This is a genomic window from Paenibacillus sp. 276b (assembly GCF_900107875.1).
GTDB lineage: Bacteria > Bacillota > Bacilli > Paenibacillales > Paenibacillaceae > Paenibacillus > Paenibacillus marchantiae.
Window position 1 is genome coordinate 1 of the sequence record NZ_FNRR01000004.1, and the last position, 26,397, is coordinate 26,397.

Genomic DNA, 26,397 nt, shown 5'->3' on the forward strand with positions numbered 1-26,397 from the left:
TATGCGGAAGTGGCTCAGCGGTAGAGCATCGCCTTGCCAAGGCGAGGGTCGCGGGTTCGATTCCCGTCTTCCGCTCCAATATTTGCGCCCTTAGCTCAGCTGGATAGAGCGTTTGACTACGAATCAAAAGGCCGGGAGTTCGAATCTCTCAGGGCGCGCCATTTATAACTTCATATGCCGGCGTGGCGGAATGGCAGACGCGCTCGACTCAAAATCGAGTGGGAAACCGTGGAGGTTCGAGTCCTCTCGCCGGTATATATAACGGGATGTAGCTCAGCTTGGTAGAGCACCTGGTTTGGGACCAGGGGGTCGCATGTTCAAATCGTGTCATCCCGATCTCAAAAAAGACGGACTATCTATTTATAGATAGTCCGTCTTTTTATTTATGTTTAAAAGATGGTTGTGCTCTAAGCAATCATAACCTCTTAATTCATGACAACCTTTAATAAGGAAGGAATAATTATATTTTTCCTCCTTTTAGTGCTCAGGTGCATCACATTGCTGGTGCCTTAGGTTAATTTTGCATAAACCCCAGTTCTTTCGGTCACAATAGGTTTAAAAAGTGATAGAAGGGGTTCATGTGAACACGTTTAACTTCAAAAAACAATTTAAGAGACGCTGGCGTCGATGGAAAAGAACATTGTGGATGACTGCAGCGTTGGTTGCCGTAGCTATACTGGCTTACAGTGGTTTGCCGATTTCTTCTGCGATCGAGCGTTTATTAACGACCAATTTCAGTGAGGCTGTATCTGTAATGGGACCTGTTGCGAGTGAACAAAGGTCAGAGCAAGAAATTCAGACGTTGATGGAACAACTCGGGTCTGATCCGGACCGTTTAACGAGTGTTGTATTGGAGACGCAATATATCTGTGGGGTAGAAACGGAACAATTAGGTAAGATGGCGATTCCTCAATTGAAGATGCTGCTCGTTCAACATCCGGATTGGGGTGCTCAGGTTGAATCGGCAGAAGTGTTACGCATTAAGCAACATGTGGATGATCTTTCTCCATTATGTAAAGAGCAGGCGTATATTAGCATAGATGCTGTGGGTAATCTCAATCTTTATGAAGGACGGCCCACAGAAGAGAAAGTCATCCGTACTTTTTTTCAAATGGACGTAGGCACGTTAGAGACATCATTGCCTGAAGGTGTGTTGGAGCAATTGCAGCAGGGTATTCGTATTCAGGACAAGGATGAGTACGACAGTGTAATCTCTACGTTCAGCGATTATGCGGTGGATGAGGCCAATAAAGAAATCCGTAATGGCGGATAAAAGAACAGGCTGATCTGCATTGAGTGGATCTGTTTACATCCAGTAGAGGAGAAGTTTCTGGTGGAAGGATATTCGTAGGTCATACAACATACGAGGGGAAACGAAGGACATCGAAAGATGTCCTTTTTGTCGTTCCATGACCGATACACCTGAATATAGGAGATAAAGATTGTAGGTTATTCACGAATTGAGGCGAGTAAATGGAAGGACAAAGTTTTTCCTGCCGTATGGCCTATCTTTTGTTATAATGAAATGAACGATACATATGTTCGCTTTTGTAAGGGAGAGATGGATTTGCGTTTTTTGGGAATTGACCCGGGGATTGCGATTGTCGGTTTTGGTTTTGTGGATAAAATCGGCAGTAAGGTAACACCTGTACAATATGGCTGTATTCAGACAGAAGCTCATACCCCTGAAGAGGAACGGCTGCTTCATGTATATGAGGGCATGGTACAGCTGATTGATAAATATAAACCGGACGCGGTAGCACTGGAGAAACTTTTTTTCAATCGTAACGTCACAACAGCGATGTCTGTAAGTCAGGCTAGAGGTGTTATGGTACTGGCTGCTGCCCAGAAGGGACTGCCTATTGCCGAATATACGCCGATGCAGATTAAGCAGGCGATTGTTGGATACGGAAAAGCAGAGAAGCGGCAAGTGCAGGAGATGGTCAAAATGTTTTTACGTTTACAGGTGATTCCGAAGCCGGATGACGTAGCAGATGCTTTGGCTGTAGCAGTGTGTCATGCACACTCATATACATTAAACTCTAAGTTGAATGAGGTATTGCGAAAATGATTGATTTCCTAAGAGGACAGTTCGTACATCTGGAAAATGAATATATTGTGCTTGATGTACATGGCGTTGGTTATCGTGTATTCTGTCCGAATCCTTTTGCATTTGCGAAGCAAGAAGGCGAAATTATGGTGTATACCCATCACCATGTACGTGAAGATGCGATGTTGCTGTTTGGTTTTGGGACTCGTGAAGAACAGAAGTTATTTCGCAAGCTGATCGAGGTATCAGGTATTGGACCCAAAGTTGCTCTGGGTATACTCGCTGGCGGTACGCCGGACCATGTCGTGACTGCAATTTATCAAGAGAATCTGACGTTCCTGACCAAACTGCCGGGGATTGGTAAGAAAACAGCGCAGCGTATGATACTGGACCTTAAGGACAAATTGGATGGTTTCGGTGCTGCCACGTATGCAACAGGTTTGTTTGCTCCTCCTTCGGAAGAAGCAGGAAGCGGCTCTGCCTGGGATGAGGCACGTGAAGGTCTTAAGGCGCTGGGTTATACCGACAGTGAACTGGATAAAGTATGGCTCAAACTGAAGAAAGATGTTACTTCGGCCGATTCTGTTGATGTGTTGATGAAACGGGCACTGCAAATGCTGTTTACGGGATAATTAATTTTGCCTCTATAATAGAGCAGTAAGCCGCATAAAAAAGGTAGGGATGAACATGGATGACCGGATTATTTCCGCGAACCTGATGATGGAGGATCAAGCTGTGGAGCTTAGCCTTCGTCCCCGGTATTTGAATGAATATATCGGGCAGAACCAGGTCAAGGAGAATTTGAAAATATACATTGAAGCCGCCAAGATGCGCAATGAGGCGCTCGATCATGTGTTGTTATATGGCCCGCCTGGACTGGGTAAAACAACACTTGCCAATATCATTGCCAATGAATTGGGTGTTAACTTACGTACAACATCGGGACCGGCGATTGAACGCCCAGGTGATCTGGCTGCATTGCTTACAAACCTGCAAGAAGGGGATGTCCTGTTTATTGATGAGATTCATCGCCTTCATCGGACGGTAGAAGAAGTGATGTATCCCGCCATGGAAGACTTCGCGTTGGATATCATGATCGGAAAAGGGCCAAGTGCCCGCTCCGTACGTCTTGATCTGCCATCCTTTACGCTGATTGGTGCTACAACCCGTGCAGGCTTGCTTTCTGCGCCTCTCAGAGACCGGTTTGGTGTTATCAGTCGACTGGAGTTCTACACGGTGGATGAGCTGGCCTACATCGTCTCACGGGCCTCAGAGATTCTAGGGGTGGAGATTGTTGGTAATGCCGCCGAAGAGATCGCATTGCGCTCCCGTGGGACACCGAGGATTGCCAATCGACTGCTAAAAAGAGTGCGTGACTTTGCCCAGGTACGGGGTGATGGTATCATCACACAGGCTCTGGCGGAAGAAGCGCTGCAACGTCTTCAGATTGATCCGCGTGGTCTGGACGAGATCGATCATAAAATGCTCAAATCAATGATTAACAGTTTCCGGGGAGGCCCTGTGGGTCTGGATACGATTGCCGCTACGATTGGTGAGGAGAGTCAGACCATTGAGGATGTCTACGAGCCTTATCTATTGCAGATTGGCATGCTTCAACGCACACCGAGGGGCAGAATTGTAACGGACCTGGCCTATCATCATCTGGGTTTGCCAGTTCCACCGAGAGACGCCAAATAATTGTGACTATATATCAATGAGATTATCTTAATATACAACTTGGGACAAACATGGAGAGGAGACTGATCGTGAAAGCAATACAAACAAGGAAGTGGAGTCGGCGTTTGAAGGTGTTGGCCGCAGCTCTGTTGACGGTAGGATGCCTGCAAGTGCCGGTTTATGCCGCTGAAGGTGATGGGCAGATGATTCGGGTAGCCATGTTTGCGAACCTGGGAAGTACGTATAAATCGACTACACCACTGATTACGCTTGAGTCGAGTGGAAAATGGAATGTCGGTTCGGAAAGCGGAGCAAGTATAACTCTTCCAGCAGGACAAATCCGTTTCAGTGCGGATGGATTCCGCGTCAAAGTGTTGGAAACAGGGGATTTCAAAACGGCAGCAGCAGCCGCAAAATTGTTGCAGGCCACTAGTGATAAACCCTTGTTGTTTACAACGTCTCTGAATGGTAAAGCGACCTATCAACTCTACACCGGAAACTATGCAACAGAGGCGTTGGCTGGACAAGCGGTAGCACGTGTACAAAAAGTGGCTGCAGCCCAACTAGGTGGACAAAAACCAGCGGTGACGGGCAGCAAGCGTCTGTCTGCAGGAGTCTACAGCTCACTTCCAGAGGCAGAAGCGGCACAAGCATCCCTTTCATCGGCAGGAGTTAGTTCTTATACGGCGCTTCAACTGGATGGAGGGAGTCAAGGGTATGCTGTATGGGTGGGAGAAGCCTCATCAGATACTGATCTGTCTGCATTCAAAAAAAGTGTGGAAGCCAGTGTTCCAGGAGTAAACCTGTCTCCGGTAAACAGTAATAGTGCTGCGCTTATAATCCGCCAGGATGCCGGGTTAAGCACAGATACACTTAAAACAGCTCCGCATTACACTATTGCCGGCAGTGAGGCCAAGGCGTTTGTGCAAGGAGACGGTAGTGGAATCAAAGTGGTGGAACGTTCCGGACGGACATATCGCGGTGACATGGAAATTAGCATTGTAAGCGGCGATTTGGCTTTGGTTAATGTAGTTCCACTGGAGCAATATTTATACTCTGTTGTTGGTGCAGAAGTGTATTCATCCTGGCCAGCCGAAGCGCTGAAAGTACAGGCTGTCGCTGCACGCTCTTATGCGCTTCAACAGGGAGATCGTTTTAAAATTGCCAACGTTGTGGATACCACGCTCAGTCAGGCGTACAACGGAATGGGTTCAGAGAATGATAAAGTCTCCAGCGCGGTTGATGCTACTTCTGGAGAAGTCATCAAGAGCGGTGGTAAAATCGTAGAAGCTGTGTTCTCTTCCAATGCAGGGGGGCAGACTGCTCACCCATCCGAGGTATGGAATGGGGGCGCGGATGTGTTCATTAATGTGGATAGTCCTGGAGATACATCGGCTCAAGCTGGATTACAGACATGGTATCATGTGCTGTTAAGTACAGGAGTCAGCGGATATATCCGCGAGGATAATGTAAAAGATTTAACGACCAAAACGGATGCGGGTTTAGCCAAAGTGACGGTTACTGCTCAAAATACCAATGTGCGTCCCGTTCCGTTAATTCAATCCAATGTTGATCCGGTAGCGAAAATGAATCCAGGCAACGAGGCTGTTGTTCTGGCCAAAGTGCCGCAGTCCAACGATTATGCTTGGGTAAGAGGGCCATTCACGTCAGCCCAGTTGGTTAAAACCCTGCAGGGTAAAACGACTTCTACTGTTCCATCTTCGATCTCAACGCTCGAAGTGACCAAGCGTGGGCCATCAGGAAGGGCACTTGAAGTTACAGCCAACGGCCAGCCCATGACGGTAAAATATGCAGATACATACCGCTCTGCTTTAGGTGGATTACCGAGTACTTTATTTGATATTGCAGGGACCGGAAGTTATACTGTATTAGGCGCTGACGGCAAAACAGCAAGCAAAACCGGCTCACAGGGTGCTGCTGTACTATCTGCCTCGGGCACAGGAACTTCATCCGGTAATGCTCTTGTGGTTATGAGTGGTGATGGTCAAGCTCGAGCTGTAACTCAGGGCCAAAGCTTCATGATCATCGGTCAGGGTAATGGGCACGGATTAGGTTTGTCCCAATGGGGTGCCAAAGGCATGGCTGATGAAGGGTATGATTACCAGGCAATATTGAAACACTATTATCAAAATGCGACTATTGTTAAGGAATGAATTGAATATGAATGTGAACTTATATGATTTTGAATTGCCGGAGCAATTAATTGCACAGACGCCACTGCTTGACCGCACGGCGTCCCGGTTGCTTACCTTAAATAAGGAAAGCGGTGAGGTTAACCATCACACGTTTCCTGATATTATCGACTTCCTTCAGCCTGGAGATACACTGGTGTTGAATGATACACGTGTTCTTCCAGCGCGTTTGTTCGGAACCAAAGAGGACACGGGGGCAAAGGCTGAAGTACTTCTGCTCAAAAACGTGGAGGGCGATCGTTGGGAAGCTTTGGTTAAACCAGGCAAGAAGCTGAAAGCCGGTTCGGTCATCATTTTTAGTGACGAGCTCAGGGCAGTCATTGATGAGGAAGGCGAAATGGGTGCGCGTTTGCTTACGTTCTCCTATGATGGAATCTTTCAAGAGATTCTGGATCGCTTGGGTGAAATGCCGCTGCCTCCTTATATCAGAGAGACGCTGGACGACCGCGAAAGGTATCAAACGGTATATGCGAAACATGAAGGATCAGCCGCTGCGCCGACAGCAGGATTACATTTTACAGATGAATTGCTGAATCGGATTCGGGATAAAGGCGTTAATGTAACTTTCATCACGCTTCACGTTGGACTCGGAACATTTCGGCCTATGTCAGTTGACAAAGTTGAAGAGCATGTCATGCATGAGGAATACTACTCTTTGTCTCAAGAGACAGCGGATCTAATTAATGAAACGAAAAAACGTGGCAACCGTATATTTGCTGTAGGAACGACAAGTTGTCGTACACTTGAAACGGTAGGAAGCAATTTTGAAGACGGGCAGTTGCAAGAGAGCAGCGGCTGGACCAAAATCTTTATCTATCCGGGATATACGTTCAAAGTAATCGACGGGATGCTTACGAATTTTCATCTCCCCAAATCCACATTGGTCATGTTGGTCAGTGCGCTTGCGGGTAGAGAACAAATCATGCATGCATATGAGGAAGCAATTAAAGAACAATATCGTTTCTTCAGCTTTGGCGATGCCATGTTGATTTATTAAGATATGAAGGTATTACGATTAATTTTTAGAGGATGATTAAAACCAATGGCAGCAATTACGTACGAACATATCAAAACCTGTAAACAATCCGGAGCTCGTTTGGGACGTGTACATACACCTCACGGTATTATTGAGACACCAACCTTCATGCCTGTAGGAACACAGGCGACGGTGAAGACGATGAGTCCCGAAGAACTGAAAGAGATGGATGCACAGATTATTCTGAGCAATACTTACCATCTGTTCCTGAGACCCGGACATGAAATTATTCGTCAGGCAGGCGGCCTGCACAAATTTATGAACTGGGATCGCCCGATTTTGACTGACAGTGGCGGGTTCCAAGTGTTTTCTCTGAGTGAGATGCGTAAAATTACGGAGGAAGGCGTTAACTTCCGCTCCCATCTAAATGGGGACAAAAAGTTCCTTTCACCCGAAGTGGCAATGGAAATCCAGAATGCACTGGGCTCCGACATTATGATGGCATTTGATGAGTGCCCGCCTTATCCTGCTGAGTATGAATATGTGAAAAAATCACTTGAAAGAACAAGCCGCTGGGCAGAACGTTGTCTGGAAAGTCATGCTCGTCCCAATGATCAAGGGCTGTTTGCTATCGTACAGGGGGGCATGCATGAAGATCTTCGTCGCCAGAGCGCGGCAGATTTGACTTCCATGGATTTCCCGGGTTATGCTATTGGTGGACTGAGTGTTGGAGAACCGAAACATTTGATGTATGGTGTATTGGATTACACAATTCCTTTGTTGCCGTCCAATAAACCACGCTATCTAATGGGTGTTGGTTCACCCGATGCATTGATTGAGGGATCGATTCGCGGAGTGGACATGTTCGATTGTGTTCTGCCTACCCGAATTGCCCGTAACGGAACAACGATGACCAGCCAAGGACGTCTGGTAGTTCGTAATGCCAAGTTTGCAACTGATTTTGGGCCACTAGACCCTGAATGTGATTGCTATACTTGTCGTAACTATTCAAGAGCCTATTTGCGTCATTTAATCAAAGCGGATGAAACGTTTGGCTTACGTTTGACGACCATCCACAATCTTCATTTCTTGCAGAATTTGATGCGCAATGTGCGTAAAGCCATAATGGAAGATCGTTTGCTTGATTTCCGGGATGAATTTTTCGATCAATATGGTCTTCATGACAATGACAAAGGTTTCTGACCAGGTTTTTGCGGAACCGAAGTAACAAGCATTATCTGTACGTATAGTCGATAAGGGGGAATTTTACATGTTTCAGGCAATGACTGCATCAGCAACTCCAGCTGGCGGTGGAATTGTATCTTTGATTGTACCTTTGGTACTCATGGTTGCAATTTTTTACTTCTTGATGATTCGTCCACAGAACAAAAAACAGAAGCAACGTAATTCCATGTTAGGTCAATTGAAAAAAGGCGATAAAATTGTTACAATCGGCGGTCTTCACGGAACGATTGCTGAAATCACAGACGATGTGGTTGTATTGCGTGTAAACGATGTTACTAAACTGACATTCGATCGTAATGCAATTAGCAGTGCAGTTGCACGTGAAACGGCTGAATAAATCATAGATGTTCAAAAAGCCTGTAAGGATATGAGTACGTTTGCAGCGTATTTTTCACTATCAGAGAACTGGATCTCCATGGAGACCCGGTTCTCTTTTTCTTTTTCTCAAATAACCGTTACACCCCGATCTTCTATGATCTTCGTGTGTTGACTCCAAATATACCGCCTAGTGCAGAAATCAGAAATGCACTTGCAAGCTGCAGACTGTCTTTCCAATTGAATGAGGCATCGAGTGCTAGAAACCCAATCAGCAATACAATTAGTCCGTAGACCATTCCGGTAATACCTCCGTGGTACCAGCCTCGCTCACCTGACCTCTTGCCAGATACAAAGCCACCAACCAGCAAGGACAAGCCATGAACAACGTACGTATACAGGGAAAGATCCTGTTCCCGCATTCCGGTCATCCAGAGAAAGAAGGATAGAATCAGTGCGCCTAACATCATCCACACAAAAGCATGACAGAGGCCCGAAAGAATCGGGTTAGACATTCGAAATGAAACCATTCGGCGAATCAACTGCATGAAGCGACCCCCTTGTACAAGTTTGAAATTAATACAGTGTATGGTCAAGCCCTCTGACTTATGAACTGAATTTTCCATTAAATGAACGGATTATATTTGCATGAGCATGTGAGCTTCAGGCCAAAATAGGGATTACGCTTCAGGTACCTGTATAAAATTCAGATCCGAAGGAGGAACCCTGTTGTGAATTTCTCAGATGTCGGAGCACATATCTTTCGAACCATGCTCATGTACTTTATTGTCTATGGCTCAATTCGGATAATGGGTAAACGTGAGATCGGGAAGCTGTCCATGTTTGATCTTGTCGTATCCATCATGCTTGCAGAAATTGCGGCATTTGTCATTGAAGATATCAATAAACCGTTATTCCATGGTATTGTACCGATGCTGACGGTACTAGTAGTGCAGATTGCTATGGCATTTCTCAGTCTCAAAAGCCGCAAGCTTCGGTTAATGATTGATGGCAAGCCGACCGTGTTAATCTCCAAAGGGAAATTACATCGAGATGAAATGCGAAAGCAGCGTTACAATCTGGATGATCTGCTTCTACAGCTTCGCGAACAAAATGTAGACAGCATTGGAGATGTGGAATTTGCCATATTGGAGACCACAGGCAAGCTAACTGTTTTTCCGAAAGGTCAGAGTTCTTCGAGCGGCAACAGCGGCTCATCAGGATCTGGTTCGACAGGATCTAATTCCAAACAAAAAGCGCGAAAAAACAAATTAGAAGGGTTTGAAAATATCAAATATGAAGGGCTGCCATTGCCATTGATCATGGATGGCAAAGTTCAGGATCAAAACCTTGAGCTGATCCAAAAAACCAGATTTTGGCTTAAAAATCAGATTCAGCACAAAGGTATTATGGACTTTAAAGACGTGTTTATCTGTTCCATCGATCATAACGGAAAAATTTATGTAAGTTCCAAAGATGATAAAGATAACTGACGTTTAAGAACGGCGTTTAAACCAGGAACCAATAAAGGGCGCACGGGAAAGATCATGAAAATCAATCATTTTGGTCCAGCCCATAACAATGAAATAGACGATCAGACCAACAAGGGGCGCGAGAAGCATTCTGAGCCAAAATGGAAGCAAGGATGCAGTCTGTTCATAAATGACCAGAGTAGCGGCGCCCATGATGACCATACCAGTGCCTGTTTTGACCCAATCCATCATCTTGAAACGGAACTGTAACAGGCTGCGCACACTTCTTGCATGTAAAAGAGTAACGATCGTTGAATTCACACAAATGGCAATTACCGCTCCAAAAATACCGTATTCCGGCCGGGAGGCGAGTACCAAAATCAACGTAATTTTAATGACAGCACCAATAAATGTATTGAGTAGTGCCTTTCCTGGACGATCAAGTGCCTGAAGAGCAGCTTGAAGAGGAGCTTGAATGTAGATAAACAAAGCAAAAGGAGCCATGAGCTTAAGCATGCTTCCAATCGATGCATCATTATACAGAACAAGACACATCGGTTCGGCAAGCACATACATAAAAACAGAAAATGGAGCACCTGTTACGAGTGCTAGACGCAGAGCCTGATGCATCCGTTTATGTATGAGAGCACGGTCACCTTGCGCCGAGGCCTCAGACAATGAGGGGACAAGTGACGTGGCTAACGAGGAAGTTAAGGCTCCCGGCAGTAGAAGTAGCGGTATAATCATACCTTGTAATGCACCATACTGGGCCGTGGCGAGCCCTTTGGAGATACCTGCAATAGCTAGACTCTGTGCGGTTACAATCGTCTCAGCGAGATAGGAGAGGGAACCAACTAACCGCCCGGCAGTTACAGGTACGGAAATCGCGAGTAAACGACGAAGAAGTCCAGGTTCTGAGCCGGTTGAGTTTTTTGAAATAGCAGGTTTGGGTTCGATTGGAGATTCGAGTATGGGCAGATGTTGATCCATATATTTCTTCTGTCTGGCATAGTTCCACAATAATACGAGCATACCGATGAATTCACCAACAAGTGCTCCCAGCATGGCTCCTGCTGCAGCTTGGGCAATTCCTCGGGGCAAGAGGAGCCAGGAAAACCAGATCACACAGATAATACGAATGACCGTTTCTACGATTGATGAAACAGCCGTAGGCATCATGTTTTGCTTTCCCTGGAAATACCCTCTGTAGACTGCAGATACGGCGATGATGGCAATCATAGGGCTCATGCTGACAAACGTGTGATAGACTCTCTCATCGGTTAGAACATAACGGGTAACCCATGGAGCGAATATGATGCACAAAAACATAAACACAACGCCAAGGGTCAGTGTGAAGCTCAGGCTAATTTGCAGAATCCGTTGGGGTGAATAACGGTTGGCACCTGTATCCGCTTCGGCTACGAGTTTGGCTACGGCCAATGGAATACCGCCAGTGATCAATGTGACGAGTACGATGAAAAAGGGATAGCTCAGTTGGTAGATGCCAACACCTTCTGCACCGATAACTCGTGGCAGCACAATGCGCGGGATGAACCCGAGAATCCGATTAATAATGCCTGCGGCGAGCAGGATCATGGCTCCCTGGATAAAAGTTTGTTTCTTCAAGACTACCCCTCTTTCCCGGTTGGAGTACAGGTATTCATAAACGGGACAAAGCCGTCGTTCTTCATCCTATGCCAGTCCAATATCTTCTCATGACAACTTGGACACGATTAACAAAAAGATCCATCACCAGCAAGAAGGAATATGATCGGGTAAAGTCGAATGATGTAATATTGATGCCGCATAAAGGCTTGGATGTATGAAGGGAGGCTCCCCGTTGGAAGAAATGAATGATGTGGAGTTGGAACAGTCTATAGAGATGCTCTGCCGCAGCAAGGCAGAGGAATTAAGGCTTGTCGGTTACGAATATGTCACCAGCAAAGATGTCTGGAATTGCATCAGTCATAAATATGAAAAGCAGGGCATTCCACCGCTTCACCAACTGGTGAACGACATATTGTCACTGAAAGCAACAAGCTTTATGAACTTTATGACCGTGTCTGCATACCGGGGGTCCTCTTTCTAACGAAAGGGATCTTTTTTGTTGGAAATTGACTGCTTTTTACGGCATCGCTATAATAGGAATATTGAGAACGAAAGGGGATCTAGGAACGGCATGAAAAGAATCGTCAGTTTCATTTTGGTCGTGCTTGTGACCGCAGGAGTAATGTTGGGCACAAGTCCAGGGCTGCTCAAAAATATACGCTTGGGCCTTGATTTAAAAGGAGGCTACGAGATCTTATATGAAGCAGAGCCGCTGGAACAAGGACAACAAGTCACCAAAGCATCTTTGGTGCAAACAGCAAAAAGTCTGGAGAGCCGTGCCAATGCGCTCGGAACAAGCGAGCCGGAAGTAACAACTGAAGGAACGAACCGGATCCGCTTGAAGCTGGCCGGGGTTACCGACGAGGCTGAAGTCAGAGCGAAAATGAAAGAGCCTGCTGTCATGACCTTCCGCAGTAAAGCTGAGAATGACAAAGAAGGCGAATACACTAAAATCGAGCTTCGGGGAAATGAGTTCGTGGAGAATGGTGCCAAAGTGGTATTCAGCCAGTTGAACGCACCGATGATCGATATCCAGGTTAAAGACAAAGCCAAGTTTGCTGAAATCACCAAACGTTTGATTGGACAACCTTTGGCTATCTATCTGGATGATCAGTTGCTTTCAGCACCAGAAGTTAAACAGCAGCTGAGTGACGGCTCTGCGCAAATCACGGGTAACTACTCACGTGAGGAAGCCAATCAGCTTCGCGATACCATTAATTTGGGCGCGTTGCCGTTGAAACTGACAGAGAAGTACTCTCAAAGCGTTGGTGCAACGCTTGGTAAACTATCTCTGGACCAGACGATTAAAGCGGGATTAATTGGTTCCGTAATTATCCTGGTGTTCATGATTGGTCTGTACCGTATTCCGGGGATTATTGCGAGTTTTGCCCTAATTACACATACGTGGTTGGTACTTGCAATCTTCTATATGGGAGAATTCGTGCTTACCCTTCCGGGGATCGCGGCATTTATCCTGGGTATAGGGATGGCCGTGGATGCCAACATCATCACGTACGAGCGGATTAAGGAAGAAATGCGCAGTGGTAAGTCGATATTGTCTTCGGTTAAAGCAGGAGGTAAACATTCCTTCCGTACGATTATTGACTCCAACATTACAACCATCATTGCTGCAGCAGTTATGTTCTTCTTGGGTACAGGTGCGGTTAAAGGTTTCGCACTGGTACTGATTTTTGACATCGTGACCAGCATTATCACGAATATTTTCTTCTCCCGCTTCCTGTTGACCCTGCTTGTGCGGGCTAACGTATTGAAGAAGCCTAAGTATTTCGGAGTGAAGGAGAGTGAAATTCGTGCGCTTTAATTGGAATTTTGATTATATTAAAGGCAGTAAAATTGCCTATACCTTTTCCATCATTTTGACGATTGCAGGTATCATCAGCATTTTGGCCCTGGGATTGAATTATGCGGTAGATTTCCGTGCCGGTTCAAATGTAGATATCACGGTATCCAAGGCGATCACAACCGAACAAATCAATCCTATTGTGAAAGACCTTGGCGTTGACGAAGGTGATGTTCAAATCACAACTGGTGCTGATCGGGTTAACGTTCGTTTCTCGAATGAGTTGGATGAAAACCAGGAAAGTAAGTTCAAGCAAGAATTTACTAAGCTTGATCCAACTGCTTCCTATGAAGTCAACACGGTTGATCCGGAGATGGCTAAAGAGCTTGAACGTAATGCCATATACGCGGTTCTTATCGCAAGTATCGGGATTATGATCTATGTAGCTATCCGATTTGAATGGCGGTTTGGTTTGGCTGCTGTAATTGCGCTCTTCCATGATGCATTTGTAGTTATTAGTGTGTTCTCGATCTTCCGATTGGAAGTGGATCTGACCTTCATTACGGCTGTTCTAACCATTGTCGGATTCTCGATCAATGATACAATCGTTATCTTCGACCGGATTCGTGAGAATATGCGTTTTGCTAAAAAGACTTCGAAAGCCGATTTGCGTGAAGTAGTCAACCGCAGTTTGGCGCAAACGATGACACGTTCCCTGAATACAACATTCACCGTGTTTGTCGCTTCGCTCTGCTTGTTTATTTTTGGTGGAGAATCCATTCGCATGTTCTCACTTGCTATGGTCATCGGAACGTTGTTCGGTGCATATTCTTCGATCTACATCGCCGCTCCTTTGTGGCTGGCGCTCAAAGGTAAACAAACAGAGAAACCTAAAGCAGCTGTCAAAGCATCCAACTAAACATTGTATTGTCAAGCCGCGTCTGCTAGGCGCGGTTTTGCAACTTTAGGTAGAGTATTAAGGGGGGCATCGCCATGACCAGAGAACGTTTCCCTTCTGTTCACGCTGCCACGTGGAGCGGGATCGCCGGGAATTTGACACTTGCAGTAATCAAGGCTGGGTTCGGTTATATGGCAAACAGCAAATCGTTGCTTGCAGACGGCCTTCACTCTGCTTCAGAAGCTGCTTCTTCATTGTCCGGCCTCTTTCCCTCGAAGTCTGTACAAACAAAAAGAAAGGCTCGTAGGGAGCGGTCAAAGGAACATTCACGTATCGCGAGACCTGGAATTTCGGTATTATTATCTGTGCTCATCCTTATGGGAGGTTTGCAGATCGCCATCTCCGCTTTGAGTAGTCTGTCTGGAGATGAACCAGAATCGCTAGAGAAGTATACCCATGCACTTGTGGTAGCTTTTGCAGCATTGGCTGTGAAAGAAGCAATCTTTCAATATCAATACCGATATTTCCGTAAACGAAATCAATCGCAGGCTCTCGCTTATGCACAGCAACATCGTCGGGCACTTTACTGTTCACTTATCGTCTTAGTCGGTATTGTAGGTTCCATGACAGGAGAAACGATGGGGTGGAGTATTCTTCGATATATGGATCCCGCAGCTGCATTGATCGCTTCCTGTTTTGTGCTTCACAAAGGCTACAGAATGATTGTGGATACCGTATATGGTTCACTTGTTCAGGAACTGGAACAGGAAGAAGCACTTGACTTCAAAGAGACGGTGCAGCGTGTATATGGCATTATTACGATTGAACATCTGGTAGCACGTGAACAGGAACATGATGTTACGATTGAACTGGTCATTAGTGTGAACCCTAGAATTTCCGTGCTCGAGGCACAAGAGATTGCGAACCGGGCGAAGACACTTCTCTTAACTCGTTTCAGTCATGTGAAAGAAGTACAGATCCAGGCTGTACCTTATGATCCTGGATATCCTTATAAATCCAATCATGAACTGCCAGATCCTGAAGCGACATTAATTCAGTAATGAAGCTTGGTTCAGTAGATCAGGAAAGGAGCGTTATCATTGCTTTATTCGCAATACCGGTGGAACACACCGAATATCGATTTGGAGGCGGCTGCGGGACTCTCGCAGGCGCTTTCCGTTTCATCACTTGTTGGACGTTTGCTGGTCAGTCGGGGGGTTCATAATGAATCAGAGGCAGAACAATTTCTGCATCCTGATCTGAATCAGATGCATGATCCTTATCTGCTTCTAGGCATGAAAGAAGCTGTGCCCCGAATCCAGCAGGCTATTGAGCGTGAAGAACATATTTTAATATATGGGGACTACGATGCGGACGGAGTATCCAGTACATCTCTGATGATCCATCTGATGCGTTATCTCGGTGCTTCTTATGATATCTATATTCCTCATCGTTCCAATGAAGGCTACGGGTTACACAATCACGCCTTGGATTGGGCTCATCAACAAGGAGTCACGCTGGTGATTACGGTAGATACCGGAATCAGTGCGGTAGAGCAGATTGCTTATGCTGCAACACTGGGAATGGAAGTCATTGTGACGGATCATCATGAACCACCTGAAGTTTTGCCTGAGGCTTATACGCTCATTAATCCCAAGCTTCCGGACTGTCCTTACCCTTTTAAAGGGTTAGCTGGTGCGGGTGTAGCGTTGAAGCTGGCTCAGGCATTGATCGGAGAAGTGCCTGGAGAATGGATGGAAATTGCCGCTATTGGTACGGTTGCCGATTTGATGCCTTTGGAAGGCGAGAACCGGGTTATCGTCAGTTATGGTGTTGAGTCCATGCGAGGTACACGTCTGCCTGGTGTAAGTGCTCTGCTTGAAATTAGTGGTGTGGATCAAACTCAGGTCACCTCAATCAATATTGCCTTTGCAATGGCTCCGCGTATTAATGCAAGCGGACGTCTGGATCATGCCGGCCGAGCCGTATCGCTGCTTACAACCGAGGATCTGGATGAGGCACACACTCTGGCAGGCCAACTGGATTTGCTGAATCGTGAAAGGCAACAGGTTGTTGAGGGTATACTTCTGGAAGCGACAGCCCAGTTGGAGCAGAAAATCCAGCTTAATTCCGGAGCAGTGCCGGACGTCATCGTTTTGGCGGGAGAAGGCTGGAATGTTGGAGTTGTAGGTATCGTGGCTTCCAAGTTACTTGAACGGTATTATCGGCCAACGCTTATCCTGGGCATTGACCCGGAGAGCGGCGCTTGTAAAGGCTCAGCACGCTCCATAGAGGGGCTGGACATCTATGAGGCATTAACTGCTTGCAAACACACGATGGACCATTATGGTGGTCATCCAGCTGCAGCAGGCATGAGCCTTCATCGTGATCAACTTAAAGAGCTGGAAGCAGGATTGAATGAGTTTGCGGCATCCGTGCTGACAGAGGAGGACTTTGTGCCCCATCGTCTTGCAGATGACGAATGCAGAATCAGTGATGTACCATTGCAGGTCATTCAAGAGATCGACAGACTCCAGCCGTTTGGCATGAGTAATCCTTCTCCACGTTTTGTATTGCGCAATGTGACTGTCAAAGAAACACGGACGATGGGACGGGAAAAACGTCATCTGAAATTGGTTTTGGAGCAGGATGGTCAGCAATTGGAGACGGTAGCCTTTGGCAAGGGAGCTTTAGCTGAGTTTCTGCCTCCAGGCTCCATCATTGATGTTATGGGCGAGTTGTCCGTTAATGAGTGGAACGGGATGAGGAAACCACAATTAATGCTGCAGGACATCCAGGTTCCACATGCGCAAGTGTTTGATTTGCGAGGTAGTACGGAGCCTCTGAACGCGATGAAGCAGTTCTTGAGTTCGCTTGAAATACATCTACGATACAAGTCAGGCTCAATTGGTGCCATCGTTCGGAAAGAAACGAATGTTTCCGAGGGAAATTCATTGTATGAACCGTGCCTTTGGGTATATGATAGAAAGGTCGGTTTGTTTCCGTGCAATGCTGCCGCGCAGCATTATGGGCAGGAACAGGTCCGGACGTTATTTGTGTTTGATACGCCGGAAACCCCGGAACAACTTGATGCAATGCTGGCTTTATTCAGCGGAGCCGAGAATATCATCCTTCTGCACGGATCAGGCAACCGCCGAGATCGCCTTCAGATGCCCTCCAGAGAACTCTTCAAGCGTATTTATATGCTGGTGTCCAAATGGAGAGCTGAACCCGTGGAGGAACAAGAGATCACTCCTGTGCTCAGTCGTCAGTGTGGCTGCTCGCCGCGCATGATTACCATGATGTTGGATGTTTTTGAGGAGTTATCGTTCATTACCCGAGAAGCTGGAAAGATTGTGTTTGTGGATAACCCACCCAAGCGTGAGCTAACCGCTTCGCGTCATTATCAGGCGCTGGAGAGCATGGCCGAGACAGAGCAGGTGATGCTGGATGCATCGACCCCTCAGCTGACACAATGGATGATATCCCGGATGAAGGGCGTATCTTAGATAGAAGTTGTGCTATTTATTTTAGGAGGAGATTATTTTGGATTTTAAAGATTATATTCGTGTCATTCCTGACTTTCCACAACCGGGAATCAGCTTCAAAGACATTACGACATTGTTGAAGGATGGAGAAATGTACCGCAAGGCGATCAATGAGCTGAAAGTAATGGTTTCGGATCTCAAAATTGACGTTATTGCCGGACCTGAAGCACGTGGATTCGTTGTGGGCGCTCCTCTGGCGTACGCTCTAGGTGTCGGTTTTGCTCCGATCCGTAAAAGCGGAAAATTGCCTGGAGAGACGATCGAAGTCGGTTATGATCTTGAATATGGCAAAGATACGCTTGCTATGCATACAGATGCGATCGAAAAAGGACAAAATGTCCTGATTGCGGATGATCTGCTGGCGACAGGCGGAACTATTGCTACCTCCATTAACCTGATTGAACAATTGGGTGGCAAGATTGTAGGTGCAGCATTCCTGATTGAGCTGTCTGATTTGAATGGACGTGCAAAATTGCCAGGAATTGATGTATTTACATTGATGAACTACTAGAATTCCGGCATTCATTGCTGTTAAATCACGTGAACTGGATCTCCCGTTTCCCGGGAAATAATATACAGCATTAACTATTTGCAAAAAAAGCCTGTCTCTTAACCCGTAAAGGTTAGAGAGCAGGCTTTTTGCGTTGTACGATGTATAAAATGAAGAATGAATAAACATTGTTCGTTCAGACCGATCGGTAAGAAATCAATCCGGAGTTTTCTCGGTTAAAGGCTGTTTCTTCGTTTGATCATTCGACCAACCCAGTACTTCAAATAATTTAAACAACAAGCTCAGCAGAATTCCGACGATGGTTGCCAGAGCCATTCCCTTCAGATGAATACCATAAAACGTGATCTCAGTACCACTAAGTCCGATGACGAGTACAAGGGTAGTTAGCAACAGGTTGGTCGGTTTGGCAAAATCCACTTTCTGTTCGACCAGAATACGCAAACCGGATGCCGCAATAACTCCGAACAGAAGCAAAGATACACCACCCATAACCGGAACGGGAATGTTAGCTATAAGTGCCGAGAACGTACCTGAGAACGAAAGTACAATTGCGATAACGGCAGCGCCGCCAATAACATACGTCGAGTAAACCCGGGTCAGAGCCATAACACCAATATTTTCACCATAAGTTGTATTCGGTGTGGATCCTACAAAACCGGAAAGAATAGTTGAAACGCCGTTTCCGAGCAGGGAGCGATGCAGACCCGGGTCCTTGGACAGATCTTTGCCCACAATACTGCTCGTTACAAGCAGATGTCCGATGTGCTCAACAATGACAACGAGTGCCACAGGCAAAATGGTGAATATGACAGACCAGTCAAATGTAGGTGTCGTTACTGTAGGCAGCGAGATAAAGTCAGCGTTCGCTATATTCTCGGTTTTTACCTCACCCATAAAGTATCCAAGCACGTAACCGGATACAATCCCGATTAGAATGTGAATGATCTTGGGGAACCCACGGAAGGTTACTGCACCAATAACAGTGATACCAAGAGTAACCATGGCTAAAATAATTGGTTTGGCTTGAGGTACCCAGTCTGGGTTCTCAGCAGGGTTTGAATTGATCAGACCAGCCATTCCTGCTGCCACAGGTACAAGTTCGAGACCGATTAGGGCAACAATGGCACCCATAACCGCAGGCGGGAAAACCACGTTAATCCAGCCTGTTCCCGCATACTTGATGATAAGAGCTACAATGCAGAAAATAACTCCCGTTACGATGAACGCTCCAAGTGCCATGGAGTATCCGTTATCAGGGTGTGCTATTAATACGGAAGAAACAGGTGCGATAAAAGCAAAGCTTGATCCAAGATAGGCCGGAATCTTTCCTTTACACATGAGTATGTACAACAATGTTCCAATACCGTTCATAAGCAAGATCATACTTGGATCGACACCGAACAGGTTCGGCACGAGTACCGTACTGCCAAACATGGCGAACAAATGCTGGAGACTCAGCAGCGACCCTGAGCCAAGCGGCATTTTTTGATTAACCTGAATTTCACGTTGCAATGAATATTCATCTCCTTTTTTCCGAAACACAAATCTTCAATATAGTACAGAGTTTCTCTTCATTTAGCAATAACATTTTTCCACTAAGCATGGCGGAACCATTTTTATTTTGAGAATTGATCCTTCTATTTCGGCAAATAACGGTAATAATACATAGTAAATGAGGATGATTTTCGACCTCTGTTGAATATCTGGCAGCATCTTTGAGGAATGACACATATCGTATAAAAAAATTGGATATGTGCTCTTATTCGTCAGTAGTTGACGGGAAACGGGCGAAGCGTCATAATTATAGGAAATTACTTTTACGGGGAACCTGTGTTGATATTATGTCACGGGTTCCATTTTGTATAGAAAGGACACGGAACAGATCAGAATGGGCATAGAGCAATTACTCGAGAAGGCCGGGGCATATATCAAAGAACCCGATCTGGTGCGCATACGTGAAGCTTACGAATTTGCTGATCAGGCCCACCATGGACAGACGCGAAAATCGGGAGAACCGTATATTCTGCATCCGCTTGCGGTTGCCGATATTGTTGTAAACATGCAGATGGACACCATCTCCATAATTGCAGCGCTTCTTCATGATGTAGTAGAGGATACTACGGTTTCACTTGAAGAAATCCGCAATCATTTCGGCAATACGTGTGCCATGCTTGTTGACGGCTTGACGAAGCTGGAACGTATTCAGTTTCGCTCCAAGGAAGAACAGCAGAACGAGAACTACCGCAAAATGTTCATCGCCATGGCGCAGGACATCCGTGTCATCGTGATCAAATTGGCTGACCGTCTGCATAATATGCGGACACTCAAGTTTCAGTCGGAAGAAAGCCAACGACGGATTTCATATGAAACGTTGGAGATTTTCTGTCCGATTGCTAACCGTCTGGGTATCTCTGCGATCAAATGGGAAATGGAGGACATCGCCCTCCGTTATTTGAATCCGCAGCAATATTACCGAATTGCAAACCTGATGCACAAAAAGCGTGCGGAACGTGAGCAATATATTGATACGGTTATGGACGGTATTACAAGCAAGCTGGATGAGATGGGAATTCAGGCAGATCTGTCGGGACGTCCTAAGCACATCTACAGCGTGTTCAAAAAAATGACAACGAAAAACAAACAGTTTAACGAGATTTATGATCTGCTTGCGATTCGTATTATTGTGGATAACATCAAGGACTGTTATGCTACCCTCGGAATTATACACACGTTATGGAAACCGATGCCTGGACGTTTCAAGGACTATATCGCGATGCCGAAGGCGAATATGTATCAATCGCTGCATACCACGGTGGTAGGTCCGAATGGGGAACCGACTGAAGTTCAAATCCGGACATGGGATATGCACCGTACCGCTGAATTCGGTATTGCTGCCCACTGGGCCTACAAGGAAGGCGCTGCGAACGGAAACGGAAATAATTTTGAAGATAAAATTACGTTTTTCCGCGAGATTCTTGAACTTCAAAATGAAGCGCAGGATGCGTCTGAATTTGTAGAATCGCTTAAAATGGATTTCTTCTCGGATCTGGTGTTTGTATTCACGCCAAAAGGTGAAGTTATCGAATTGCCTACTGGATCTGTTCCATTGGATTTTGCATATAGAATCCATACAGAGGTGGGTAACCGAACGATTGGTGCCAAAGTAAATGGTCGTATCGTTCCACTCGATTATCATCTCAAAACAGGTGATATCATTGAAATTTTGACGTCCAAACATTCTTACGGACCGAGCCAGGACTGGCTTAAAATTGCAAAATCCTCTCACGCACGAGCGAAGATCAAGCAATGGTTCAAGAAGGAACGACGGGAAGAAAACGTTGAAAAAGGACGCGACAGTTGTGAACGTGAACTCAAGCGCATGGGACTTGATCCATCTGCTTGGATGACGGACGATAAGTTGCAGGAAGCAGCCAAAAAGTATGCCTTCAATGATATTGAGGATATGCTCGCAGCTGTTGGATTCGGTGGTATTACGGCTGCACAGATCGTGACCAAAGCAACGGAGAAACTTCGCAAGGAGCAGGAAGAATCCAGCTTGCTTGAGCTGAACTCCGAGATGCGTGAGCTGAAGCCTGCACCTGAGCGCAAAAACCGTCCGACGAATGGCATCCGTGTCAAAGGTATAGACAATTTGCTTGTACGTTTTGCGCGCTGCTGTAACCCTGTACCAGGGGATGCTATTATCGGGTATGTTACACGTGGACGTGGGGTTTCGGTGCATCGAACGGACTGTCCAAATATCCCGTCCAGTACGGATGGGGAAGAAGCAGCTCGCGTCATTGAAGTCGAGTGGGAAGAGAATATTGAAGCCAACTACAGTGTAGATATTGAGATTACGGGCCATGATCGCAACGGCTTGCTCAATGAAGTGCTTCAGGCTGTTTCGGAAAGTAAAACCAATATATCTGCCGTCACCGGACGTACAGATAAAAATAAATTAGCATTGGTGCACGTTACAATTCTGATTCGTAATACGGAGCATCTGCATTCGGTTGTGGAACGGATCAAACGAGTGAAAGATGTCTATTCTGTGCATCGGATTATGCAGTAAGGAGCCTGTAAGATGAGGGTGCTTGTACAACGCTGTAAAGAGGCTCAGGTGACCGTTGGAGAAGAACTGACGGGAAGAATTGAATCCGGATTGATGTTGCTCGTGGGAATTACACATGAGGACACGGAGAAGGATGCCATATATTTGGCAGACAAAATCGCTGGTCTTCGTATCTTTGAAGATGAGCAGGAAAAGATGAATCTCAGTCTGATCGATGTGGGCGGGGCTGTATTATCTGTCTCACAATTTACATTGTACGGAGATTGTCGCAAAGGAAAACGCCCAAGCTTTGCAGCTGCAGCCAGACCTGAAGCGGCAGAATTGTTGTATGAAACGTTTAATCAGCTGTTACGTGATAAAGGAATTCAGGTGGAAACCGGACGTTTCGGAGCGATGATGGATGTGACTTTCACGAATTGGGGACCGGTGACTTTAATGCTCGAAAGCCCTATTCGTCAAGAAACACATGCATAATTGGTTGGGGAACAGGCCATAATGAGGGATAATTCGGTTCATTAACATAAGATGATCAAAGGAGTATCCCACCCATTATGCGCCAATCCGTCAAGGAAACACGTTCCCGAATAGAACCTTTGCTTCTGCCTGGAAACCTGTATGAGTCCCTGAAGCTTGCCCGCGCTGCTGCCGAGTGTACAACAACGGTTTGGGCCCTTCAGGATTCGGACAAAGGGGAGCAGAGCCGTCTTCCGCGTGACTGAGTGCTGACCATTTGGAATGAATGAAAAGTCTTGATTCGATCATCGAATCAGGACTTTTTTTGTTATGGAACTTAACTGTAGCTGAATCAGATGGTCTGATCAAAGTCAAAATAATACAGGCTCGTCATGTTATAAACGGCTCTGGTTAGGGTAATAACAGAACGAGGCACGATGGCGTGCCAGGTTCAGTATTTATTACGGGCAATGAACAAGAAATGTACACCAACAATTTCTGCGAATACCCGATTTCAAGAAATTTCGAACACGGAAAGGAGAACATACGTTATGAGTAAAGTTGCTTTTTTATTGGCGAATGATTTTGAAGATTCGGAAATGCAGGTTCCATATGATGAGGTGAAAAAAGCCGGACACGACGTGGAAATTATCGGCTTGAAAGCAGGAGAGACGCTGAAAGGTAAAGGTGGTAAAGCCTCCTATACTTCGGACAAAGCGATCGCTGAGGTCTCGGCTTCGGATTACGACGCAGTTGTCATTCCTGGTGGATCTTCTCCTGAAAATTTGCGTACAGACGCACATATCCTGAAATTCGTAACGGAGATCAACAGTGCGAAGAAACCTATCGCGGCGATCTGCCACGGTCCGCAAATTCTGGCAAGTGCGAATCTGTTGAAAGGCCGTACGATTACAGCCTATCCACCGCTCAAGGATGATATGGTGAACGCAGGGGCAGAATTCAAGGATCATGAAGCTGTTGTAGATGGAAATTATATTACATCCCGTACGCCTGCCGATGAACCGGCATTTGTCCGCGAGTTGTTAAAAGTCATTTAATGACTTGGGGCGGACCGTACGATAATGTGATTACTGATTAAAATGAAGATTGAAGCTCAAAGCTTCTAAGTTTTCGTTACACCAATGCATTTATTCCGATAAAGGAGGGTTTGACATGACAAAACATATTCAGGCGTATTTTCGGACCGAGGACGAGGCAGAGGGGGCAAGAACCTCACTTCAGACGTTCCGTACAGAGCATTTGGAGGTAGGGCAACTGGATAGCGCGGTTGGCAGAGACAAACGGATTATGGTACCTCTGGTGCCTTATAACACAGCGGGTGGCGTAGGAACCAATGGAGCCATGGGAGTGGGTGCAGCACCTGGGGTTCCCGCCAGCGAAAATGTAATCCCGGTCGTCAGCAATGTGGATCGTGATACCGAGCGAGGTACCCGAGATAATGTTAATGGGGATGGCAATCTGTTGGATGCTGCGGATGTGTCCTCGGCTGACTATGACGATCTGCATTATGTTTTGTCTGCCAAAGTAAGGGATGAGGATTATGAGGAAATCGTTCATAAACTTCGTTCCAACCAAGCTTATGTGGAAGAATTGAATTAATATGTAGTATGAAGCCCTTGCAGGGTCTGACTTCCATGTCAGGGCCATCTGCAGGGGCTTTTATAATGGAGAAAACAACAAATTATAAAGCGCTATCATTTTTGTAATATTACTGTAATATTAGTTACATAAGCCTTTAACATAGCCCGTTTATAATAACACACATGACCCCCTTTTTTTATATATCCTTTGAGCCTGCACACCGTGTGCAGGTTTTTTTTTTGAGATGAGAATTTGTATGTTTTGGGCGAAGCTTACCCCTTATTTAAATTTTTTGCTAGAATAGAGAAATGGGTTAATGTATTTTAAAGCGCATTGTTTTCATAGTTGGGCTATATTGGACGGTAAATCAAGCTTCCAGCGATTGGGCTCAGGCAAATCCAATCCTATGATCGAGAGTATGAGGAATTCATCGCCAGAGTGATCGTTATATTCTAGATGAACATATACTCGCTGAAACGGCCCCGCCCTTATATAAGGGCGGCAACCGTTTCTGCTTGATGCTAGAAATTGTAAGTTATATAGAATGCCTCGTTTGAGAAATGACACCTATAATGCTAAAGCAACAGTGTTCTCATTCGAATGGCTAGTGACAGATTTAAGGGGGAATTAGTTTTGAGTAAGGTTGGAAGAAATGATTTATGCCCGTGCGGAAGCGGGAAAAAATATAAGAAATGCTGTCTGGGCAAGGAGCCTTCTGCGGTAGAATCCATACTGGGGCTGATATCAACGGAGCAGCATGTCCAGGAAGTCTCGATTCAGCCTGAGAGCAAACTAACCTTGACCAAACTGAAAAAGATGGTGGAGCGCGAACTGAAATGGGAGCATCAGGCTCACGAACAGCTGGCCCTGCAGCTTATTGAGAACATGAGGAACCATTACGAGCGGGAGCTGATATTGGAAGCTCTGTTGCTATGGAATGGCTATTCCCGTCAGACCCGCCCTACTGTGAAGAAGACAGGCTCGTTCTTTGCTGCAATCGAGTACTTGCTGTCTGAGGAATACGGCTTCAATGTTTCGAAGGCTGAGCTGTCAGATAAATATGAGGTAACGACATCAACGATCTCCCGAAAGGTTAAGGAGATGTTCGAATACATCGAAGAATACGGCATGGGTGGAGAAACGGACGAGCTGATGATTCTGAACAGCCCAGGTACATCGAAGGACAAAGCGCAGGCTCTGCTACATAAGGCGATGGAAGCCAGTTCTTCCAAACGCAGAATACAGCTGGCGAAAACGGCCCTGGAGATGTATTCTGACAGCTCTGATGCGTATCGTATTCTGGCTGAGGAATCGGACAATGAGTCTGATGCACGAGCTTACCTCAAGGGCGGAATCGCTGCTGGCGAACGCGAACTGGGCGAACTGTTTTTTGAGAAGAATAAGGGGAACTTTTGGGCGCTTCATGAGACTCGTCCATATATCCGAATATGCAAAAGCTACGCTGAATCCTGCTGGTTTGGCGGAGATGCCAACGAAGCGGCACAAATCCTGGAGCATATTTTGGAGCTTAATACGGAAGACAATACCGGAGCGCGTTACCTGCTCGCTGCTGTGTATTTGTACAGCAACCAATTGGAGCAGGCAGAGCAACTGATGGAGAAGTATGGGAAAGATGACGCTGCAGCCGCCTTTGCCTATGACCAGATCATTCTGGAGTATAAGAAGAACGGAATCACCTCCCAGCTCAAAATGCTGTACCGTGTGGCCCGGGGTGTGAACAACCATGTGCCTGATTATCTGCTGGGTTTGAAGCAGCTGCCGTATAACCTCCCTGATTTTGTCGGGATGGGCAATTCCGACGAAGCGATTGAATATGTCATTATGCACTCCCGTCTATGGGCGAATGTGCCGGATCTGCTGAAGTGGATGCTGAAACAATAGAGATATAAGAAGGCAATAGAAGTTGGAATTCATTTGATGAGTCCAGCTTCTATT

General features: G+C 46.1%; 24 protein-coding genes and 4 tRNA genes. 25 read left to right on the plus strand and 3 right to left on the minus strand.

What is annotated here, in order from left to right; genetic code table 11:
• Window positions 1-3 precede the first annotated feature (3 nt).
• The 12 genes from BLV50_RS19220 to yajC all read left to right on the plus strand — a co-directional run bounded on the left by BLV50_RS19220 (window position 4) and on the right by yajC (window position 8,498).
• A tRNA-Gly gene (locus BLV50_RS19220) sits at window positions 4-78 on the plus strand.
• A gap of 6 nt (window positions 79-84) precedes the next feature.
• Window positions 85-161 (plus strand) — tRNA-Arg (locus BLV50_RS19225).
• A gap of 15 nt (window positions 162-176) precedes the next feature.
• Window positions 177-255: transfer RNA gene (locus BLV50_RS19230), tRNA-Leu, on the plus strand.
• A 7-nt stretch (window positions 256-262) separates the two neighbouring features.
• A tRNA-Pro gene (locus BLV50_RS19235) sits at window positions 263-336 on the plus strand.
• Between the two features lie 310 nt (window positions 337-646).
• The gene (locus tag BLV50_RS19240; RefSeq protein ID WP_218135410.1) at window positions 647-1,273 is read left to right on the plus strand and encodes a BofC C-terminal domain-containing protein; all 627 of its coding nucleotides are present in this window, start codon (window positions 647-649) and stop codon (window positions 1,271-1,273) included.
• Between the two features lie 294 nt (window positions 1,274-1,567).
• Entirely contained in the window at window positions 1,568-2,071 is a 504-nt protein-coding gene (gene ruvC / locus BLV50_RS19245) for a crossover junction endodeoxyribonuclease RuvC (RefSeq protein ID WP_053779097.1), read from the plus strand.
• The gene (gene ruvA, locus BLV50_RS19250; RefSeq protein ID WP_063567701.1) at window positions 2,068-2,682 is read left to right on the plus strand and encodes a Holliday junction branch migration protein RuvA; all 615 of its coding nucleotides are present in this window, start codon (window positions 2,068-2,070) and stop codon (window positions 2,680-2,682) included. The genes ruvC and ruvA overlap by 4 nt, the downstream gene beginning before the upstream one ends.
• A gap of 55 nt (window positions 2,683-2,737) precedes the next feature.
• Entirely contained in the window at window positions 2,738-3,748 is a 1,011-nt protein-coding gene (ruvB, locus tag BLV50_RS19255; RefSeq protein WP_053779099.1) for a Holliday junction branch migration DNA helicase RuvB, read from the plus strand.
• Between the two features lie 50 nt (window positions 3,749-3,798).
• Window positions 3,799-5,901: a SpoIID/LytB domain-containing protein gene (locus tag BLV50_RS19260; protein ID WP_090809466.1), complete on the plus strand. Its 2,103-nt coding sequence runs from the start codon at window positions 3,799-3,801 to the stop codon at window positions 5,899-5,901.
• Window positions 5,902-5,908: 7 nt separating this feature from the next.
• Window positions 5,909-6,937 (plus strand): tRNA preQ1(34) S-adenosylmethionine ribosyltransferase-isomerase QueA, encoded by a 1,029-nt coding sequence (gene queA, locus BLV50_RS19265; protein WP_063567703.1) that lies wholly within the window; start codon window positions 5,909-5,911, stop codon window positions 6,935-6,937.
• 45 nt (window positions 6,938-6,982) lie between these two features.
• Window positions 6,983-8,119 carry a tRNA guanosine(34) transglycosylase Tgt gene (gene tgt / locus BLV50_RS19270; protein ID WP_064635839.1) on the plus strand — a complete coding sequence of 379 codons (1,137 nt, stop codon included), beginning with the start codon at window positions 6,983-6,985 and terminating at the stop codon, window positions 8,117-8,119.
• A 67-nt stretch (window positions 8,120-8,186) separates the two neighbouring features.
• Window positions 8,187-8,498 carry a preprotein translocase subunit YajC gene (yajC, locus tag BLV50_RS19275; protein ID WP_072734772.1) on the plus strand — a complete coding sequence of 104 codons (312 nt, stop codon included), beginning with the start codon at window positions 8,187-8,189 and terminating at the stop codon, window positions 8,496-8,498.
• Between the two features lie 133 nt (window positions 8,499-8,631).
• On the opposite strand, the gene BLV50_RS19280 is transcribed toward yajC, so the two are convergent.
• Window positions 8,632-9,024, minus strand: a complete 393-nt coding sequence (locus BLV50_RS19280; RefSeq protein ID WP_063567706.1) for a TIGR04086 family membrane protein — start codon at window positions 9,022-9,024, stop codon at window positions 8,632-8,634.
• A 222-nt stretch (window positions 9,025-9,246) separates the two neighbouring features.
• On the opposite strand from BLV50_RS19280, the gene BLV50_RS19285 reads away from it, so the two are divergent.
• Window positions 9,247-9,969, plus strand: a complete 723-nt coding sequence (locus BLV50_RS19285) for a YetF domain-containing protein (RefSeq protein ID WP_063567726.1) — start codon at window positions 9,247-9,249, stop codon at window positions 9,967-9,969.
• A gap of 3 nt (window positions 9,970-9,972) precedes the next feature.
• Here BLV50_RS19285 and spoVB read toward each other — a convergent pair whose 3' ends face one another.
• On the minus strand, window positions 9,973-11,574 hold the full coding sequence (gene spoVB, locus BLV50_RS19290) for a stage V sporulation protein B (RefSeq protein ID WP_090809468.1): 1,602 nt from the start codon (window positions 11,572-11,574) through the stop codon (window positions 9,973-9,975).
• 223 nt (window positions 11,575-11,797) lie between these two features.
• Here spoVB and BLV50_RS19295 point away from each other — a divergent pair, with 223 nt between their 5' ends.
• From BLV50_RS19295 to BLV50_RS19320, 6 genes are all read left to right on the plus strand, one after another.
• Window positions 11,798-12,037: a post-transcriptional regulator gene (locus tag BLV50_RS19295; protein ID WP_175383441.1), complete on the plus strand. Its 240-nt coding sequence runs from the start codon at window positions 11,798-11,800 to the stop codon at window positions 12,035-12,037.
• Between the two features lie 90 nt (window positions 12,038-12,127).
• Entirely contained in the window at window positions 12,128-13,378 is a 1,251-nt protein-coding gene (secD, locus tag BLV50_RS19300) for a protein translocase subunit SecD (protein WP_079697663.1), read from the plus strand.
• A complete protein-coding gene (secF, locus tag BLV50_RS19305) occupies window positions 13,368-14,276 on the plus strand; it encodes a protein translocase subunit SecF (protein WP_079697664.1) in 909 nt (302 codons plus the stop codon). The genes secD and secF overlap by 11 nt, the downstream gene beginning before the upstream one ends.
• A 74-nt stretch (window positions 14,277-14,350) precedes the next feature.
• Window positions 14,351-15,316: a cation diffusion facilitator family transporter gene (locus BLV50_RS19310; RefSeq protein ID WP_063567708.1), complete on the plus strand. Its 966-nt coding sequence runs from the start codon at window positions 14,351-14,353 to the stop codon at window positions 15,314-15,316.
• 39 nt (window positions 15,317-15,355) lie between these two features.
• On the plus strand, window positions 15,356-17,764 hold the full coding sequence (gene recJ, locus BLV50_RS19315) for a single-stranded-DNA-specific exonuclease RecJ (protein ID WP_079697665.1): 2,409 nt from the start codon (window positions 15,356-15,358) through the stop codon (window positions 17,762-17,764).
• Window positions 17,765-17,801: 37 nt separating this feature from the next.
• Window positions 17,802-18,314, plus strand: coding sequence for an adenine phosphoribosyltransferase (locus BLV50_RS19320; protein WP_024633046.1), 513 nt, complete (start codon window positions 17,802-17,804; stop codon window positions 18,312-18,314).
• A gap of 195 nt (window positions 18,315-18,509) precedes the next feature.
• Here BLV50_RS19320 and uraA read toward each other — a convergent pair whose 3' ends face one another.
• Window positions 18,510-19,826, minus strand: a complete 1,317-nt coding sequence (uraA, locus tag BLV50_RS19325) for a uracil permease (protein WP_090809470.1) — start codon at window positions 19,824-19,826, stop codon at window positions 18,510-18,512.
• A 376-nt stretch (window positions 19,827-20,202) separates the two neighbouring features.
• Here uraA and BLV50_RS19330 point away from each other — a divergent pair, with 376 nt between their 5' ends.
• The 6 genes from BLV50_RS19330 (at window position 20,203) to BLV50_RS19350 (ending at window position 26,343) form a co-directional block, all read left to right on the plus strand.
• On the plus strand, window positions 20,203-22,386 hold the full coding sequence (locus BLV50_RS19330) for a RelA/SpoT family protein (RefSeq protein WP_063567711.1): 2,184 nt from the start codon (window positions 20,203-20,205) through the stop codon (window positions 22,384-22,386).
• A 12-nt stretch (window positions 22,387-22,398) separates the two neighbouring features.
• Window positions 22,399-22,860 (plus strand): D-aminoacyl-tRNA deacylase, encoded by a 462-nt coding sequence (dtd, locus tag BLV50_RS19335; RefSeq protein WP_063567712.1) that lies wholly within the window; start codon window positions 22,399-22,401, stop codon window positions 22,858-22,860.
• A gap of 77 nt (window positions 22,861-22,937) precedes the next feature.
• Entirely contained in the window at window positions 22,938-23,105 is a 168-nt protein-coding gene (locus BLV50_RS32840) for a hypothetical protein (protein WP_157258400.1), read from the plus strand.
• A gap of 285 nt (window positions 23,106-23,390) precedes the next feature.
• The gene (locus BLV50_RS19340) at window positions 23,391-23,897 is read left to right on the plus strand and encodes a type 1 glutamine amidotransferase domain-containing protein (protein ID WP_072734768.1); all 507 of its coding nucleotides are present in this window, start codon (window positions 23,391-23,393) and stop codon (window positions 23,895-23,897) included.
• A 115-nt stretch (window positions 23,898-24,012) separates the two neighbouring features.
• Window positions 24,013-24,459 (plus strand): hypothetical protein, encoded by a 447-nt coding sequence (locus tag BLV50_RS19345; protein ID WP_063567713.1) that lies wholly within the window; start codon window positions 24,013-24,015, stop codon window positions 24,457-24,459.
• 615 nt (window positions 24,460-25,074) lie between these two features.
• Complete coding sequence (locus tag BLV50_RS19350) at window positions 25,075-26,343, plus strand: SEC-C metal-binding domain-containing protein (protein ID WP_090809472.1); 1,269 nt, start codon at window positions 25,075-25,077, stop codon at window positions 26,341-26,343.
• Window positions 26,344-26,397 lie beyond the last annotated feature (54 nt).

Excerpts from the sequence above, each read along its gene's own strand:
- BLV50_RS19240 (WP_218135410.1), top strand. The coding sequence starts at position 647 with ATGACTGCAGCGTTGGTTGCCGTAGCTATACTGGCTTACAGTGGTTTG.
- ruvA (WP_063567701.1), top strand. The coding sequence starts at position 2,068 with ATGATTGATTTCCTAAGAGGACAGTTCGTACATCTGGAAAATGAATAT.
- ruvB (WP_053779099.1), top strand. The coding sequence starts at position 2,738 with ATGGATGACCGGATTATTTCCGCGAACCTGATGATGGAGGATCAAGCT.
- BLV50_RS19260 (WP_090809466.1), top strand. The coding sequence starts at position 3,799 with ATGGAGAGGAGACTGATCGTGAAAGCAATACAAACAAGGAAGTGGAGT.
- queA (WP_063567703.1), top strand. The coding sequence starts at position 5,909 with ATGAATGTGAACTTATATGATTTTGAATTGCCGGAGCAATTAATTGCA.
- tgt (WP_064635839.1), top strand. The coding sequence starts at position 6,983 with ATGGCAGCAATTACGTACGAACATATCAAAACCTGTAAACAATCCGGA.
- yajC (WP_072734772.1), top strand. The coding sequence starts at position 8,187 with ATGTTTCAGGCAATGACTGCATCAGCAACTCCAGCTGGCGGTGGAATT.
- BLV50_RS19280 (WP_063567706.1), bottom strand. The coding sequence starts at position 9,024 with ATGCAGTTGATTCGCCGAATGGTTTCATTTCGAATGTCTAACCCGATT.
- BLV50_RS19285 (WP_063567726.1), top strand. The coding sequence starts at position 9,247 with ATGCTCATGTACTTTATTGTCTATGGCTCAATTCGGATAATGGGTAAA.
- BLV50_RS19295 (WP_175383441.1), top strand. The coding sequence starts at position 11,798 with ATGAATGATGTGGAGTTGGAACAGTCTATAGAGATGCTCTGCCGCAGC.
- secD (WP_079697663.1), top strand. The coding sequence starts at position 12,128 with ATGAAAAGAATCGTCAGTTTCATTTTGGTCGTGCTTGTGACCGCAGGA.
- BLV50_RS19310 (WP_063567708.1), top strand. The coding sequence starts at position 14,351 with ATGACCAGAGAACGTTTCCCTTCTGTTCACGCTGCCACGTGGAGCGGG.
- BLV50_RS19330 (WP_063567711.1), top strand. The coding sequence starts at position 20,203 with ATGGGCATAGAGCAATTACTCGAGAAGGCCGGGGCATATATCAAAGAA.
- dtd (WP_063567712.1), top strand. The coding sequence starts at position 22,399 with ATGAGGGTGCTTGTACAACGCTGTAAAGAGGCTCAGGTGACCGTTGGA.
- BLV50_RS32840 (WP_157258400.1), top strand. The coding sequence starts at position 22,938 with ATGCGCCAATCCGTCAAGGAAACACGTTCCCGAATAGAACCTTTGCTT.
- BLV50_RS19340 (WP_072734768.1), top strand. The coding sequence starts at position 23,391 with ATGAGTAAAGTTGCTTTTTTATTGGCGAATGATTTTGAAGATTCGGAA.
- BLV50_RS19345 (WP_063567713.1), top strand. The coding sequence starts at position 24,013 with ATGACAAAACATATTCAGGCGTATTTTCGGACCGAGGACGAGGCAGAG.